At 65.9% G+C, this 15,295-nt stretch carries 18 protein-coding genes; 5 read left to right on the top strand and 13 right to left on the bottom strand.

What is annotated here, in order from left to right:
- Positions 1–10: 10 nt before the first annotated feature.
- Positions 11–547, top strand: a complete 537-nt coding sequence (locus C380_RS10315; protein ID WP_015013795.1) for a hypothetical protein — start codon at positions 11–13, stop codon at positions 545–547.
- A 78-nt stretch (positions 548–625) separates the two neighbouring features.
- Here C380_RS10315 and C380_RS25860 read toward each other — a convergent pair whose 3' ends face one another.
- From C380_RS25860 to C380_RS10300, 4 genes are all read right to left on the bottom strand, one after another.
- Positions 626–1,135, bottom strand: coding sequence for an IS30 family transposase (locus C380_RS25860; protein ID WP_369750476.1), 510 nt, complete (start codon positions 1,133–1,135; stop codon positions 626–628).
- Positions 1,057–1,596, bottom strand: a complete 540-nt coding sequence (locus C380_RS25855; RefSeq protein ID WP_015011973.1) for a helix-turn-helix domain-containing protein — start codon at positions 1,594–1,596, stop codon at positions 1,057–1,059. The genes C380_RS25860 and C380_RS25855 overlap by 79 nt, the downstream gene beginning before the upstream one ends.
- A gap of 215 nt (positions 1,597–1,811) precedes the next feature.
- Positions 1,812–2,243: a nuclear transport factor 2 family protein gene (locus tag C380_RS10305; protein WP_238544091.1), complete on the bottom strand. Its 432-nt coding sequence runs from the start codon at positions 2,241–2,243 to the stop codon at positions 1,812–1,814.
- Positions 2,240–3,250 carry a zinc-dependent alcohol dehydrogenase family protein gene (locus tag C380_RS10300; RefSeq protein ID WP_015013793.1) on the bottom strand — a complete coding sequence of 337 codons (1,011 nt, stop codon included), beginning with the start codon at positions 3,248–3,250 and terminating at the stop codon, positions 2,240–2,242. The genes C380_RS10305 and C380_RS10300 overlap by 4 nt, the downstream gene beginning before the upstream one ends.
- Before the next feature lie 109 nt (positions 3,251–3,359).
- Between C380_RS10300 and C380_RS10295 the strand changes: the two genes are divergently transcribed.
- Positions 3,360–4,235 (top strand): LysR family transcriptional regulator, encoded by an 876-nt coding sequence (locus C380_RS10295; RefSeq protein WP_015013792.1) that lies wholly within the window; start codon positions 3,360–3,362, stop codon positions 4,233–4,235.
- 42 nt (positions 4,236–4,277) lie between these two features.
- Here the strand turns inward: C380_RS10295 and C380_RS24015 are convergent, their stop codons facing one another.
- Positions 4,278–5,234, bottom strand: a complete 957-nt coding sequence (locus C380_RS24015) for a LysR family transcriptional regulator (RefSeq protein WP_015013791.1) — start codon at positions 5,232–5,234, stop codon at positions 4,278–4,280.
- A gap of 58 nt (positions 5,235–5,292) precedes the next feature.
- On the opposite strand from C380_RS24015, the gene C380_RS10285 reads away from it, so the two are divergent.
- The gene (locus tag C380_RS10285; RefSeq protein ID WP_238544090.1) at positions 5,293–6,471 is read left to right on the top strand and encodes a lyase family protein; all 1,179 of its coding nucleotides are present in this window, start codon (positions 5,293–5,295) and stop codon (positions 6,469–6,471) included.
- A 30-nt stretch (positions 6,472–6,501) separates the two neighbouring features.
- Here the strand turns inward: C380_RS10285 and C380_RS10280 are convergent, their stop codons facing one another.
- A complete protein-coding gene (locus C380_RS10280) occupies positions 6,502–6,912 on the bottom strand; it encodes a hypothetical protein (protein ID WP_015013789.1) in 411 nt (136 codons plus the stop codon).
- 116 nt (positions 6,913–7,028) lie between these two features.
- Here C380_RS10280 and C380_RS10275 point away from each other — a divergent pair, with 116 nt between their 5' ends.
- Entirely contained in the window at positions 7,029–7,910 is an 882-nt protein-coding gene (locus tag C380_RS10275) for a LysR substrate-binding domain-containing protein (RefSeq protein WP_015013788.1), read from the top strand.
- Between the two features lie 79 nt (positions 7,911–7,989).
- Here the strand turns inward: C380_RS10275 and C380_RS25555 are convergent, their stop codons facing one another.
- Positions 7,990–8,166, bottom strand: a complete 177-nt coding sequence (locus tag C380_RS25555; RefSeq protein ID WP_209819402.1) for a hypothetical protein — start codon at positions 8,164–8,166, stop codon at positions 7,990–7,992.
- Between the two features lie 235 nt (positions 8,167–8,401).
- On the opposite strand from C380_RS25555, the gene C380_RS10270 reads away from it, so the two are divergent.
- Positions 8,402–8,773 carry a hypothetical protein gene (locus C380_RS10270; RefSeq protein WP_015013787.1) on the top strand — a complete coding sequence of 124 codons (372 nt, stop codon included), beginning with the start codon at positions 8,402–8,404 and terminating at the stop codon, positions 8,771–8,773.
- Between the two features lie 98 nt (positions 8,774–8,871).
- On the opposite strand, the gene C380_RS10265 is transcribed toward C380_RS10270, so the two are convergent.
- The 6 genes from C380_RS10265 to C380_RS10240 all read right to left on the bottom strand — a co-directional run bounded on the left by C380_RS10265 (position 8,872) and on the right by C380_RS10240 (position 15,074).
- On the bottom strand, positions 8,872–9,825 hold the full coding sequence (locus C380_RS10265) for a CysB family HTH-type transcriptional regulator (protein WP_015013786.1): 954 nt from the start codon (positions 9,823–9,825) through the stop codon (positions 8,872–8,874).
- Positions 9,826–10,019: 194 nt separating this feature from the next.
- The gene (locus C380_RS10260; RefSeq protein WP_015013785.1) at positions 10,020–11,378 is read right to left on the bottom strand and encodes a sulfatase; all 1,359 of its coding nucleotides are present in this window, start codon (positions 11,376–11,378) and stop codon (positions 10,020–10,022) included.
- Positions 11,375–12,469, bottom strand: coding sequence for an ABC transporter substrate-binding protein (locus C380_RS10255; RefSeq protein WP_015013784.1), 1,095 nt, complete (start codon positions 12,467–12,469; stop codon positions 11,375–11,377). Before C380_RS10255 ends, C380_RS10260 begins: the two co-directional genes overlap by 4 nt.
- Before the next feature lie 36 nt (positions 12,470–12,505).
- Entirely contained in the window at positions 12,506–13,339 is an 834-nt protein-coding gene (locus C380_RS10250) for an ABC transporter ATP-binding protein (protein ID WP_015013783.1), read from the bottom strand.
- 45 nt (positions 13,340–13,384) lie between these two features.
- On the bottom strand, positions 13,385–14,188 hold the full coding sequence (locus C380_RS10245; protein WP_015013782.1) for an ABC transporter permease: 804 nt from the start codon (positions 14,186–14,188) through the stop codon (positions 13,385–13,387).
- Between the two features lie 13 nt (positions 14,189–14,201).
- On the bottom strand, positions 14,202–15,074 hold the full coding sequence (locus C380_RS10240; protein WP_051022678.1) for an ABC transporter permease: 873 nt from the start codon (positions 15,072–15,074) through the stop codon (positions 14,202–14,204).
- Between the last annotated feature and the right edge of the window lie 221 nt (positions 15,075–15,295).

The raw sequence follows: 15,295 nt of genomic DNA, 5'->3' as shown, positions 1-15,295 counted from the left end.
CTCACGCCCGATGACCCAGCCCCCAATCCGCCCCTGCGCCCTCCTCCAGCTGGCAGCCGCTGCCGCTGTGGCGGCGGGCCTCGCAGGCTGCAACAAGCCCGAAGCCACCGGCCCCGCCACCACCAGCTTCGATGCCATCACCACCGCGTGCACCCAGTTCCTGGCCGCACGGCAACCCCATGTGCTGCCCGGCGCAGCGGGCGACTGGACCCTGACCGGATACAGCCCCGCCCTGGTCCAGCCCGAAGTCACACGCACCGAATCCACCGTGACGCCTTATGTGGGCAAGCTCGTCATCAAGGACAACGAGGCCCAGGCACACGCAGCGACGCAAGCCGCTGCCCAGGCCATCACCCTCACCCCCGCACACCTGCTGTCCAACCGCACGCACACCTTCATCTACAGCTTTGACGGCACCCAATGGCGCTGGCAAAACGGCCAGCGGCTGACGAAGATACCGGGGCAGAACGACCGGCTGGAGGCCGTGACGCTGGCGGATGTCTCAGCAGCAGGGCCCAGGGGGTTTGCGGGCTGCCTGCCTCGCTGAGCCGGATCAAAATGCTCTCTTTTCGATAGCCTCCAAGGCATGATTCACTAGCGCCTGAGGCTGTTTTCTCTGGCGGTTTCAACAACGAAGTGCACCAGTCCCCAGTGTAAGTGGGGTCACTTTGTAGCCGTGGAACACCTCATGCGGAGTCTTCCAGCCCAAGCATCTGCGGGGTCGGTGGTTGAGCCGGTACACGGCTTGGAGCACCTCTTGCTCGCTGGCCTTGCCCAGATCGCTGCCCTTGGGGAAGTAGTGGCGTAGCAGCCCATTGTGGTTCTCGTTGAGTCCTCGCTGCCAGGGGCTGTGCGGGTCAGCAAAGTACACCTTCGTCTTCAGGCGTCTGTGCACCCACCTGTGCTCGGCGAACTCCTTGCCGTTGTCCAGCGTCAGGGTGTGGCGGCGCTTGGGATGGGGCCTGAGCATTTCGATGATGGCCTGGCCCACCGGCTCGGCCTGGCGCCGCTGCACACGCTGCGCCAGTGTGTAGCGCGAGCGCCGCTCGGTCAGGGTCACCAGCCCTGCCAGCCCACCCGCACCCGAGACGATGGTGTCGCCCTCCCAATCCCCCAGGCGCGCTCGCTTGTCCACGATGGCGGGGCGCTGTGCGATACCCACGCGATCGCGCAGTTGCCCCGCACCCTGTGTGCCTTGCGCCGGCAATGGCCGCAACGCAGGCGCGGTGCAGCTTGTCCCATGCGGCGCAGCCGGTTGTAGATGCAGGTGTGGCTGATGCGCAGGCGCCTTTCCAGCCCCAGGCGGGCGGCTGCCTGCTGAGGCGACAGGTCCAGCTGCAGATACGACAGCACCAGCTCCCACTGGGCACCGTCAAAGCGCTGAGCGTTGGTCTGGCCGCTTTGGCGCGAGAGAGCCTGTTGATGGGCGTTGTGGGCTTGGTAGGCTGTGCTGGCGTCGCTGTTGCGCCGGATCTCGCGGGCAATGGTGCTGCGGTGGCGCCCCAGGCGCAGGGCTGTCTGTGTGATCGACAGCCCCACGTCGCGCAGGCATTGGATTTGGTAACGTTCGCTTTGGCTCAGATGGGTGTAGTTCATGGTGCACTTGGGTTGACTGGCAGGTCACACAAGTCATCTTCACTTACTTGTCTGGGCCTACCTTTTGGCAACGTGCACTTCGTTGTTGAAACCGCCTCTCATATTCCGCTTCAAGACAGTCCTACGCCGCCTCATGCCACCCGGTGCAGCCCGGTGCAGCCTGGCGTCGTACGCCAGGCCTGAGGGTGGTCGCCCCACCAAGCCATTCACACCGCTCATTCCAGGTCGGCATCCAGCCGGGCGATCAAGCCCAGCGCATCCACGGTGATGTCCAGGTTGCCGATCTCATGACCAAAATCCCCCGTGAAGTCCACCCGCACCCTCGCGCGCTGCGGCCCCAGGCGTTGCATCGACAGGAACCGGGTCACCGTCTGGTAGCCAACGAAGTACTGTTCGACATAGCGGCGTATTCCGGGATGGCCATCAAAATGTTGGCCCGTGGAGGGGTCGTCGATCGCGGCATCGTGCGCAAAGAGGCCGAGCACCTGCTCCACCGCAAACGCATTGGTGGCGGCGATCAACGCATCGGCCACGCGCCGCAGGTGTTCGTGCGTGGGGTCCATCGCGCCACGCCGCATCGCTGCGGCGTCGTCCCTGCTGACTGGCGCGCTGGCACTTTCTGCAAAGGGTTGGCCTGGCTTGCTCATGGCTGCACGCTCACCACCACCTTGCCACAGGCGCGGCCCTCGGCGACCAGGGCGTGTGCCGCTTCGGCCGTATCCAGCGTGAAGCTGGTCGGGTCGAGCAACGGCGCCAGCTGCCCCGCTTCCGCAAGGGTGGTGGCCTGCTCCATGATCTCGCCATGGTGTTCGCGAAACTCCCCGGTGAGGATGGGAAGCAGCGTGAAAACGCCCGAGAACGTCGCGCCCCGGAACGACAGCGGCGCCAGCTTGTGGGTGCCCCAGCCCAGCGACGTCACCACATGGCCCGAGTAGCGGCGGACGGCCACAAACGACGCATCCAGCACCGGCCCACCCACGGTGTCGTAAACAATATCAAAGCCTTGGCCGTCGGTGAACGCGTTGACATAGGCCTCGACCGAGGTCGTTTCATGGTCGATGGGCGTCGCGCCCAGAGACCGGATGTAACCGGCCTGCGCCGCCGTGCCCGTGGCAAACACCTCGGCCCCCCTGGCGCGGGCCAGCTGCACAGCCACATGGCCCACGCCACCGGCGCCGCCGTGCACCAGCACCTTGTGCCCGCTGCGCACGTTGGCGCGGTCCACCAGGCCCTCCCAGGCGGTGATGAAGACCAGCGGCAAGGCCGCTGCCTGGCGCATGGTCAGCCGGCCCGGCTTGTGGGCCAGCAGCCGGGCATCCACCGCAGCGTATTGCGCCAGGCTGCCTTGCAGCCCGCCGATGCCGCCGGTAAAGCCATACACCGCATCCCCCACCTTGAAGCGAGAGACGCCCTGCCCCACCTCCTCCACCACCCCGGCAAGGTCCATGCCCAAAACGGCGGGCAGTGGTTGCTGGGCGTGCTCGGCGGCGCCGGCGCGGATCTTGGTGTCCAGCGGGTTCACGCCGCTGGCGTGGATGCGGACAAGCACCTGGCCCGCAGCGGCCTGCGGCCGGGGCAGCCAGGTAGGGGTCAATGCGCCGTTGGGGGCGGCGAGCACCAGGGCCTGCATGGTGGGGGCGGTAGGGATGGACATGGCGTTTTCCTTCGTGGGGTTGAACAGTGCCGCCAGTTTTCACCTTTCTCTTTTGAATGAAAAGTCACAAGATTGAAACCTTTCCATTCACTTTTGTATGATGCAGCCGATGAACTGGGATGACGTACAGGTGTTCTTGGCCATTGCCCGGCACGGCACGCTGGGTGCCGCAGGCCGCGCCCTCCAACAAAGCCAGCCCACCATGGGCCGCAGGCTGAAGGCGCTGGAGCATTCTTTGGGCCACACCCTCTTCCAGCGGACCTCCGAGGGCTTCGTCTTGACCGACGAAGGCGCCGCCGTGCTGCGCCACGCCGAGGGCATGGAGGCGCAAGCGCTGTCGTTCTCCCGCCAGCTGGATGGCACAGACCAGCAGCTGGAAGGCGCGCTGCGGGTATCGACCTCTGACTGGTTTGGCCTGCATGTGCTGGCGCCGCTGTGCGCAGCGTTCACCCACCACCACCCCCGCGTCAGCATCGAACTCCTGACCGATGCACGCCTCTTCAGCCTGGCGCGCCGCGAGGCGGATCTGGTGGCACGCATCGTTCCCTTTGACGAGCCCGATGTCATACAGCGCAGGCTGATGCATGTGCCCTACGCGCTGTACATGCAGCGTGGTGCGGACATGCCCACAGACGGCGCGGACGTTCGCCTCATCACCATGGACCTGGGCTTCAGCGAGATGCCGGACGCGGCCTGGCTGCGCGAGGCCTTTCCATCGGCGCGCATCGCTTTTCGCAGCAACAACCGGCACGTGCAGGCCGTGGCCTGCGCATCCGGAGCGGGCCTGGCCGTACTGCCCTGCCCCTTGGGGGATTCACACCCCGGCCTGCAAAAGCTGGACAGTGCCCCTGCACCACCAGGGCGCGACGTGTGGCTGGGCTACCACCGGGACCTGCGCAGGGTGCCTCGGCTGCGCGCTCTGGTGGAGATGCTGATGCAAGCGCTGAGCCCTGCCCAGAGCGATGCCGGCGACCAGGGCGGCTGACACAGCGCTGGTCGCGCCGCCGCAGCGTTTGGCTGACTGTCGTTAGTGACGCAGCCCGCCCCCAACGGTCAGCACATGCGTGATGAAGCTTTGACTCGGGTGGGTCTGGTGCGCCAGCACCTCCGCCTTAACGAGGACGCCCAGGGGTCCCACCGCCTGCGAGTTCCACGGCAACACCGCCAGCTCCTCACGCTGAACCAGCGGCCGCACCAGGCTGGCGGGCGCACAAGCCAGCATGTCGCTGTCGGCCAGCATGGCGTGCATGATCTCTGTGGATCGGCTCGACACGCGGCACAGCTCGGGCACGCCACCCAGTTCATCAAAGAGGCTCTCCACCTGCTGGGGGCCCAGCCCGGTCAGGGGTGGGGCCAACCAACGCTGCGCCAGCAGCTCTGCGGCCGTGACGGTGGCCTGCCGGGTCAGAGGGTGCTGGGGGCGGCACACCACCACAAACCCGTCCTGCAGCGCCGCACGAAACCCAAACCCTTGCGGCAGCGGGGTCGGCTCCCGGCAGATGGCCAGGTCCAGCGTGCCTTCCTGAATGCTCTCCAGCAAATTGTCGATCGTGACCTCGTGCACATCGATGGCCGCATCGGGATGCGCGGCGACGTAGGTCGGGATGGCCACCGTGAGCAGGCCGTTAATGCCCGCCGCGATGCTGCCGATGCGGATCAGTGCGGACGCAGCGCCCTGCTGCATCAGCGCGGCATTGCCCGCTGCCGCCTGCAGAGGGACCAGTGATGCGCGCAACAGCGGTAGCACCGCCTCCCCCAGGCGGGTCAGCCGCATGCCTTTGGAGTGCCGCTCGAACAGAGGCCCGCCCAGAGAGCTTTCCAGTTCGACCAGCGCATGGGTGGCGGCGGGCTGGCTCAGGCCGATGGAGGAAGCCGCCCGGTGCAGGCTTTGCAGGTCGGCAATCGCAATGGCCAGTTGCAGGTGCTTGAGGCGCACCCGCCCCAGGATGCGGTTGAACAGGACGGAAGGCGTCAAATCCGGCATGGTTTATTCAAAAAATGAATTCACTTGAAAAAGAAGCATTGGCCTTGCGGAGCCTGCTGTGGAACGAAACGCCGCTCAGTTGCGCCTGGAGATGCTGGACTTTGCCGATGCGCTGGACCAGGTGCGCGCACGGCTCATCACCATAGCGCAGGCACACACCGCCACCTATGTGCCTGCCTACACCAACGGCGTGCAGGCCATGCCCATCAGCTATGGGCACTACCTGATGGCGTTTGCCGATTCGTTTGCGCGCGACTCTGCACGCATCCGCGAGGCCTACGCGCGCATCAACCTCAGCCCCATGGGCACGGCCGTGCTGGCCAACTCCAGCTGGAGCATCAACCGCGAGCGCCTCGCACAGCTGCTGGGGTTTGACGGGCTCATCGTCAACTCGCTGGATGCGGGGCAGATCAGCACGTATGACATCCCTATCGAGGCCACTTCCATCGCCAGTTCCACTGCCATCCGCGTGGGCGCGTTGATGCAGGATGTACACACCCAGTACCACCAGACGCGGCCGTGGCTGCTGCTGGCCAGCGGCAAGACCTACACCAGCAGCGCCATGCCGCAAAAGGCCAACCCCGGCATCATCCAGAACACCCGCGCCAAAGCCAGCGATGTGGTGGCGTCGGCCCAGGCATCGCTGTGGCGGGCCCATAACGTCACGCCCGGCATGATCGACTACAAGAACACCTGGAGCCCCGGCAGCGCCAAAACCTTTGTCCATGGCGTGGAAATGCTGCAGCAACTGGCAGATGTGCTGGACTCGCTGCGCATCGACCCGGCCCGTGCACTGGACGAACTGGAATCCGAATGGACCACGTCGATGGAGTTGGCCGAAACCCTGCAGCGCACCCATGCCATTCCGTTCCGGGTGGGCCATCACTTTGCGTCGGACGTGGTCGTGTACGCCAAGGAACGCAACATTCGGCCCAAGGACTTTCCGTACGCCGAGGCCGTCCGCATCTACCGCGAAGCGGGCAAAAAGTACGACATCAAGGACCAGCGCCTGCCGCTGACGGAAAAGGAATTCCGCCGCGCCCTGTCCCCCGCCGAGATGGTGCTGACGCGCACCGGCACAGGCGGCCCCCAGCCCCAGGAGGTCGCGCGCATGGTGGCCGCCGCCAAGGACACGCTGGCCAAGGACCGCGCCTGGTCAGCCGAAGCCCGGCAGCGCCTGCTGACCGCAGAGGCCGCGCTAAACGCGGCGTTTGAAGGCGTGAAGTCGCTGCCCTGACGCTCTCCCCGAGTGCCCGGGTGCCCCCACTCAGCGGGCCAACACGGGCTGCGGGGTGCCGGGGCCACCGCCACGACGTTGGGCCAGTGCGATGAGGATGTGAATGCCGGCCGCCAGTGCCACCAGCACCACGGCACCCAGCCCCCACAGCGCCCAGGCCAGGAAGGTTACCGCGCCTGCGAGAGCAGGCACCGCCTCCAGCACGGCCTGCACGATGGGACCTGCGGAGGAGACCAGGGCCTCCCACTGGCCCATCAGTTCCGGGGGCATCCAGGCCTTGAGCCAGGCGGGCATCAAGATCACGTCCGCCACCGCGCTGCCCCCTGCCAGGGCGCCCGCGCTGGACACTACCCACACGATGACTGCATGCAGGGCCCAGCACGCCAGCGACCACAGGGCCAGCAAGGCCAATGAGAGAAACCAGTTGATTGCGTAGAACATGCAAAACCTCCTTGAGTTGCGCAATGGGCAAGCGGTCAGTATGGGCAAACCGGCATGACATAGACACCAGCCCGGGCCGCACCTAGCATTCGGTTTTCTCGAACCTGAGGCCGTGCATGCTGAACTACCGCCACCTGTACTACTTCTGGATGGTTGCCAAGGAAGGCGGCTTTGCCCGGGCTGCAGACCGGCTGGAGATGGCCGTGCAGACCATCAGCGCACAGGTGCGGGACCTGGAGAAGTCGCTGGGCCACCAGCTTCTCAAGCCCTCGGGGCGCGGTGTGGCGCTGACCGAAGCCGGGCAGGCCGCGTTCATCCGGGCCGAAGAGATTTTTCAACTGGGCCAGTACATTGAAGAAGAAGTGCGCGAGGCCGCCACGGCCCGCGTGGCGCGGTTGTCGGTGGGGCTGTCAGACGGCATCTCCAAACTGGCAGCCCATGCGCTGCTGGAGCCGGTGCTGGCAACGCCCCATCTGCGGCTGGTGTGCCACGAAGGAGAGTCGGACGAACTGCTGTCCGAGCTGGCCCTGCACCAGTTGGACGTGGTGCTGGCCGGGCAGGCAGCGCCGCGCATCCCGCAGCAACGCCTGACCAGCGAACGCATCGCGCGCTCGCCGCTGCAGTGGTACGGACCAGCATCGCTGGTCAAGAAGGCAGCGCGCGATCGCTTTCCCCAGTCCCTCCAAGATTTGCCAGTGCTGCTGCCCACACACCACGCGCCGTTGCGGGCCACGCTGGATGCGTGGTTTCAAGACCTGGGTCTGCAGCCGCGCGTGGTGGGCGAGTTTGAGGACAGCGCCTTGCTGGCCGTCTTTGCAGCGCGGGGGCTGGGGGTGTTTCCGGTCAGCCGCTTGGGGGCGCAAGACGTGGGGCTGGTGCGAGGCCTGCGCCTGCTGGGCGATTGCCCTGCGCTTTTTGAGGAGGTGCACGCCATCTGGTCGCGCAGAGGTCAGCATCACCCCCTGGTGCGGCAGATGGTGGAGGCGTCTGCGCGGTAGGCGGCAGTACCAAAGCAGCCCTGCTTGTATCGCGTGGGAGCAAGCTGCAGGAGCAGCCGAGGCCGCCCTGCCCGTCCGCCTAGCGGCGATAGCGTGAACGCGGCTGCCAGCCGTCCCGGTACTGCGTCTGGACCCGTAGCGGCACCGGAACGCGCCGCAGCGCGGGCGCCGGCCCAACGGCATCACGGAAAAGCCAGCGCGCGAGACGTTGACGCAGAGAAGCAATGAGCGAAGGGATGGCAGACCAGAGATTCATGGATAGCTCCTTGTAGCGGTCGGTAGCAAGTGAACAGGAGCCCTGAATCTGCGGCCCGGCATCGCCATCAAAAAGCAGGTTTTCTCTGGGCCTGGCATCCAAAAATACGAAGCTTCGCGCCAGGGGTCGGGCGCACCGAATGCACAGGATTTTCAAGCGCATCACGCAGAAAAAGCCTGCTGGCTGGCTGCGCCCCTGCGGGCTACGGTGTCACCTTCAACCCAGGAGATTGCCCATGCAGATTCTTGTCAGAACCCATCACCCCGAAGCGGCGCAACTGCGTGAGACGGTGGAGCGCCGCGTGCGATTTGCCTTCCGGCGGCTGAATGCCCTGGTGCCCCGTGCAGACATCAAACTGGATGACATCAATGGCCCCCGGGGCGGTGCAGACAAACGCTGCCAGATTGCCCTGCACACCGACGGCGCAGGCCCGGTGGTGGTGTCGTCTGTGGCCAGGAACTGGCGCTGCGCGCTGGACGAAGCCCTGGCCAGTGCGGCACGCCATCTGCTGCGTGCCTGGCGCCGCCAGGCCACGCCTCGACGGCAGCGCCGCCGCGACCGCATGGCGGGTGCTGAACACTCTGGCGGCACGGAGCAACCCACCTGAAATGTCACTGCCGCTCCATGGAGCGGAAGGCCTGTGCAATACGCGGAAGCGGGCCGCCCTGCCGCTCACCAGCAGGTGCGGCACCCATCACCCAGCCATCACTCCCCCAGAAGGCTCCCGGGCTCAGCGCCCTGCGCCACGGCCTTTTGCACCACATCGCGGGTGAGCGTGGGTACAAAGCTTTCAATGAACTGGTAGGCATACCCGCGCAGCCAGGCGCCACGCCGCAGGCCCAGGCGGGTGAGATTGACCTCGAACAGATGGCCCGCGTCGATGAGCCGCAGGTGGCGGTCGCGCTCTTCATCGACCGCGATGGACGCGACGATGCCCACGCCCATGTCCAGCTCCACATAGGTCTTGATCACGTCGGCGTCCATGGCGGTGAGCACGATGTCGGGCGCAATGCCTTCGCGCGCAAAGGCCTCGTCGATGTGCGCGCGGCCGGTGTAGCCCAGCTCGTAAGTGATGATGGGGTACTGTGCCAGTTGCTCCAGCGTCACCGGGCTAGGCAGGTCCAGCAGGCGATGGCCCGGAGGCACCACGATGCTGTGCGTCCAGCGGTAGCACGGCAGGGTGACCAGGGCGTCATAGCCAGCCAGGGCCTCGGTGGCCACGCCGATGTCGGCTTCGCCAGACAGCAGCATCTCCGCCACCTGGCGGGGCGAGCCCTGGTGCAGGTGCAGCGACACCTGCGGGAACAAGGCCCGAAAGTCGCGCACCACCTGGGGCAGCGCATACCGCGCCTGCGAGTGTGTGGCCGCGACCGACAGACGCCCCTGCGCGCTGTCGCTGAAGTCCTGGCCGGCGCGCCTGAGGTTGTCGGCCTCCAGCAGCAGGCGCTCCACCGTGGGCAGCAGTACCTCGCCAGGCGGTGTCAGGCCCGTGAGGCGCTTGCCCGCTCGCACAAAAATCTCCACGCCCAGCTCTTCCTCCAGTTCGCGGATCTGGCGACTCACTCCGGGTTGAGAGGTGTGCAGGATGTGGGCCACTTCGGTCAGGTTGAAGCCCCGCCGCACGGTTTCGCGCACGGAGCGCAATTGCTGAAAGTTCATGAATGAAAAGCTGGTCCCACAATGTCCCTGTGACGGCCTCCTGCCAAGGCCCGTACTGGTGACGATCCCTTTGGCACGAAGCCATAGGGCCCATCGGGCAGAGGGCTTGCAGATACTATGTTTTTGATAGCATCAAGCGCATATTCCACTAGCGCATCAGTCAATTTTCTTTGGTTTTCTGCCAAACAGAGGCCTCACATGCCACGCTGGCTCAGGTCGGGCACATAGCGGTCGGCCTGGATGTCGGGCGACAGGCCGTGGGTGATGACCTCGTCGGTGATGGGCAGGAACTGCGCGTTCCACTGCTCCCACGCCGTGCGCAATCGTTCGAAAACTTCGGGGTGTTTGTCGCGCAGGTTCGCGCGCTCCAGCGTGTCGGCTTCCACGTCGAACAAAAACTCGTTGTCGTTGATGCGCAGGTACTTGAAGCGGCCCTCGCGCACCGCCCTCTGGCGCTGCGACTTGTAGCGCCAGAACAGCGTGCGCGGGTGCGCGGGCGCGTCGAACAGCAGCACGGGCAGGATGTTCTCGCCGTCGGGCGGGTAGTCGGCATGGGGCGCCACGCCCGCAGCGGCCAGCAGGGTGGGCAGCCAGTCCATGGTGGCGGTGACCTGGTCGCTCACCTGCGGTGCGATGCGCGCAGGCCAGCGCAGCAGTGTGGGCACGCGGATGCCGCCTTCCAGCAGCTCGGTCTTCTGGCCGGTGAAGGGCCAGGTCTTGGAAAAGCGCTCGCCGCCGTTGTCGCTGGTGAACACCACGATGGTGTTGTCGGCCAGGCCTTGTGCCTTGAGGGCCTCCAGTACTTGACCCACGGCCTTGTCGAGCGAGCGCACCATGCGCGCATAGGTGGCCAGGTTTCCGCCGTCGTAGTGAAACAGGTCCTTCAGGCCCAGCGATATTTCTTCGTCCTCCGGCCCCACCCAGGGCCAGTGCGGCGCGGTGAAGTGCAGCGACAAAAAGAACGGCTTGGCCGCGCTGCGCTCGCCGATCCAGCGCGTGGCCTCGTCGGCCAGCAGCTGCGTGTAATAGCCCACGCGCTCCACCGGCACCTCGCCTTCGTACAAATCGCGCGCCACGGCATCACCCACGCCGGGCTTGTGCGTGAAGTAGTCGATGGCGCCACCGTAGTTGCCAAAGAAGCGGTCGTAGCCACTCTTGAGCGGGCCGAATGTGGGCAGGCTGCCCAGGTGCCACTTGCCGATCAGCGCCGTGTCATAGCCCGCGTCGCGCAGCAGCGATGGCAGCGTGGGATGCTCCGGCGGCAGGCCGTGCACATGGGCCTTGCGCACCAGGGGTTCCTCCAGCCCGCCACGCAGGCGGTACTGGTAGCGCCCGGTGATCAGTGCAAAGCGCGTGGCCGAGCACACGGCCGAGTTGGCATAGGCCTGCGTGAAGCGCACGCCCTCGCCCGCCAGCGCATCGAGGTGCGGCGTGGTGAAGTCGGCCTGGCCGTACACGCTCAGGTCGGCCCAGCCCAGGTCGTCGGCCAGGATAAAGACGATGTTGGGCGCCTGGGTGGAAGCGGAGGCGGCCACATTGGTGATGATGCTCATGCCGCCCCCTTGGCCTTGCCTGCGGCGTCGGTCTCGCGCCACTGCTTTTCGAGCTTGAGGTCCTTGACGGCTTGCTGCACAAACGCAGGCTGGAACCAGGCCTTCACATCAAAGGTCTGGCGGATCAGCCCCAGCTTGACGCCGTCATCCAGCACGCCCTGGTAGCCCGCGATGAAGCCTTCATCGAGCAGCGGCGAGTAGCGCGCATTGAGGTTGTCGCCCGCCAGTTCTTCGCGGAACGACAACTCCGGGTTGCCGCTGTTGTCGGCGTACAGCTTGATGAGCGCCTCGCGGTTGCCCTCTTGCGAAGACCAGTGGGCGGCCCGCACCAGTTGGGTCACCAGGCGCTGGGTGAGCTGCGGGTTTTGCGCGGCGAAATCCTCGGTGGCCAGGATGCCCGAGTTGATGGTGTAGTCCGGCCCCCGGCCCTTGGTGCTCAGCGCGATCTGCGCGCCCTGCGCCTTGAGCAGGAACAGATCCGAGCCGCCAAACGTGGCATCGATCTGCCCGGCCACTACGGCAGCCTTGGACGTGGGCCAGTCCATGTTGATGAGCTTCACGTCCTTTTCGGTCAGGCCCGCTGTGGCCAGCAGGTTGTCGAACGTGCGCTGGTAGGCGGTGCCCTTGAGCACCGTGACCTTCTTGCCCTTGAGGTCGGCCACCGTCTTGATGTGCACGCCCGGCGCGGTGGCCAGGTAGCTGTTACTGCCCCGGCCCGTGGCCGCGATGAAGCGGGTGGGCAGGCCGCGCGCGCGGCCAATCACAGCGGCCAGGTCGCCCAGCGAGACGATGTCGAGCTGCTTGGCCGACAGCGCCTCGTGCACCGCCGGACCTGCGCCGCGAAAGAAGTTCCACTCGATCTTGATGCCGTCCTTGGCAAATTCATCTTCCAGCCACTTGTTGGCCTGCAGCACCGCAAACACGCTGCCGCCGGGCGAAGGCTTGCCGGCGGTGCCCAGGTCGGGCGAGCCGATGCGGATGACCTTGGCAGGCGACTGGGCGCGCAGCACCAGAGGGGCGGCCAAGGCGGTAGCGCCAGCCACCAGCAGCGAGCGGCGTGCGGAGAAAACAGAGGAGTTCTTTGGTGTCATGGGAATCTCGGGAATCAGAAAAGGGAGAACAAAAAATCAAACGGCAAACTGCCACTGCGCGGCAGGCGCCAGCTGCTCGCCGCGCTTGAGCGGCGGCTCGGCCAGGTCGGCCGCCGGGTGGCCCGCAAACTCGCGCAGCACGCTGTCCTTGATGGCGGTGAACGCGTGCGAGGTGCGCTCGCGCGGATGGGGCAGCCCCACGGGCACAGTGCGGCGGATGCGGCCGGGGCGCGGCTCCATCACCACCACGCGGTCGCCCAGGTACACGGCCTCTTCCACGTCGTGGGTCACCAAAATCATGGTGATGCCCTCTTGCTGCCAGATGCGGCGTAGCTCCTGCTGCAGGTGGGCGCGGGTCATCGCGTCGAGTGCGCCAAAGGGCTCGTCCAGCAGCAGGATGTCGGGCCGGTTGACCAGCGCCCGCGCAATGGCCACGCGCTGCGACATGCCGCCCGAGAGCTGGTGCGGGTAGGCTGTCTCAAAGCCCTGCAGCCCCACCAGTTCGATGTGCTCGCGCACGGTGGCGCGCTGCTGGCCCTCGGTCAGGCTGGAATTGAGCAGGCCTAGCGCCACGTTTTTCTCGACCGTGAGCCAGGGAAATAAGCGGTGCTCCTGGAACACGATGCCCCGCTTGAGGCTGGTGCCCACAATGCGCTGGCCATTGAGCAGGATCTCGCCCTGGTAGTCGCCCTCCAGCCCGATGACTAGGCGCAGCAGCGTGGACTTGCCGCAGCCACTCGACCCCACGATGCTCACGAACTCGCCGGGCTCGATGGTGAGGTTGATATCCTGCAGTACCGGCAGGGCTTCGCCCTTGACCTCGTACTGCTTGTTCAGGCCGCGAATGGCCAGGGTGCCGGCGTGTGCCATGTTGATTTCCTTGTGTTCGTATGCGTATGCGATGCGTTAGCGGCATCAGTAACTGGCGACAGTGCGGTCGCGCCAAGCCAGCAGGCGCTTTTCCAGCGCGGCCAGCAGCGCGTTCAGCGCAAAGCCCACCAGGCCCACCACCACCACGCCAAACAGCACCAGGTCCATCCAGAAGTGCTCGCGTCCGTCGATGAGCGTGTTGCCAATGCCCTTGCCCGAGGCCAGCAGGTATTCCGCGCCCAGCGTGGCCAGCCAGCTGTAGATCAGCGAGAGCTGGATGCCGGTGAACAGCGAGGGCGCGGCCGCAGGTGCCACCACGCGGCGCAGCGTTTGCCACACGCTGACCTCGTACACGCGGGCCACCTCCAGGTATTCGCGCGGCACGCTGCGCAGGCCCTCCAGCGTGTTGAGCACCACGGGGAAAAACGCCGCCATGGCAATGAAGGCCACCTTGGCGGCATCGCCCAGGCCAAACCACATCGACAGCATCGGAATCCACGCAAACAGCGAGATCTGCTTGAGCGTGTGGAAGGTGGGCCCCACCAGCCGCTCGGACCAGCGCGACCAGCCCAGCAGCGCCCCCACCGCCAGCCCGACGCTGGCGCCAATACCAAAGCCCCAGGCCATGCGCCACAGGGTGGCCGACAAGGCCACCCACAGCTCGCCGCTGACCACCTGGCCCACGCCGCGCTGCCACACGGCCAGCGGCGATACCAGCAAGGGCGAATCGGACGCACCCGAGGCCACCACCGCCCACCACACGGCCAGGATCAGCACAGGCAGCACCCAGCCCCGCAGGCGTGGGGGCACTTTGTGGAACAGGTTGCGTTGCACGTTCACAGAAGACATTCGCGTACCCCTTTCACAGACCCGGCTTGCGCCAGCGCAGCAGCCAGGCCTCGGACACGGCCAGCAGCTTGTCGATCACAAAACCCACAATGCCCACGGCCAGCACGGCGGCCAGCACCACGTCCAGTTGAAAGAGCTGGCGGCCATAGACGATGAGGAAGCCAATGCCCTCCGACGACGCCAGCAGCTCCACCACCACCAGAGCCAGCCAGGCATGGGTGAGCCCATAGCGCACGCCGTTCCAGATGGGCGCCGTGGCCGCCGGAAACACCACCTTGCGCAGCATTTGCCAGCGGGTAAAGCCATACACACGCGCCACCTCCACCAGCCGGTTGGGCACGTTCTGGATGCCCTGGCAGGTGTTGATGGCCACGGGCACCAGCGCGGCCTTGGCGATCAGCAGAAACTTCAATGCCTCATCGATGCCCACCACCAGGATCAACAGCGGAAGCCAGCCGATCACCGGCACCTGGCTGAACGCCTTGAACAGCGGAAACACGTAGTCGCGGAAGGTGGGTGACAGGCCCATGGCACCGCCCAGCAGCAGGCCCAGCGACAGGCCAATGCCAAAGCCCGCAAACACGCGGACCATGCTGATGCGCAGGTGGTCCCACAGCTCGCCGCTGGCCAGCAGCTCACCAAACACCTTGAACACGGCAGCGGGCGGAGGCAGCACCTGCTCGGGAACCCAGCCCCACACGGCGGACAACTGCCACAGTGCCAGCACGGCCAGCGGAAAAGGCCAGGCCCAGAGTGAGCGACCTGCCCAGGACCAGGACGCCTTGGTTCTTGCCGCTGCAACGCGCCGCGCGGGCGTGTCCGGCAGCGGCTCTAACGGGTGCGTGGGGCTGGCAGGCCCGGCCGCGTTCAGTGCGGGTATCGCCATCTTTTGCATGTCCTTTCGGGTGGAAGAAGTGCTACCGCCCAGGGCTGGACGGGCAACCTCAATAACAACCAAAAGAAATGTAAAAGACGTTTGTTATAAAAATAAATGGTTAATACTCATATGCAATGACAAAGATGTTTGCGGCATGAGCAGCGGTGCAGACGTTATGAGCGGGGCCAGACGCGGGCACAAAAAAACCCGCCGGGCACTGGGTGCCGGCG

The sequence above is a fragment of the Acidovorax sp. KKS102 genome, from assembly GCF_000302535.1.
Taxonomy (GTDB): Bacteria; Pseudomonadota; Gammaproteobacteria; order Burkholderiales; family Burkholderiaceae_C; genus Acidovorax.
Note: the sequence above shows the minus strand (reverse complement) of the source record. Positions and strands in the feature narration are given on the sequence as shown.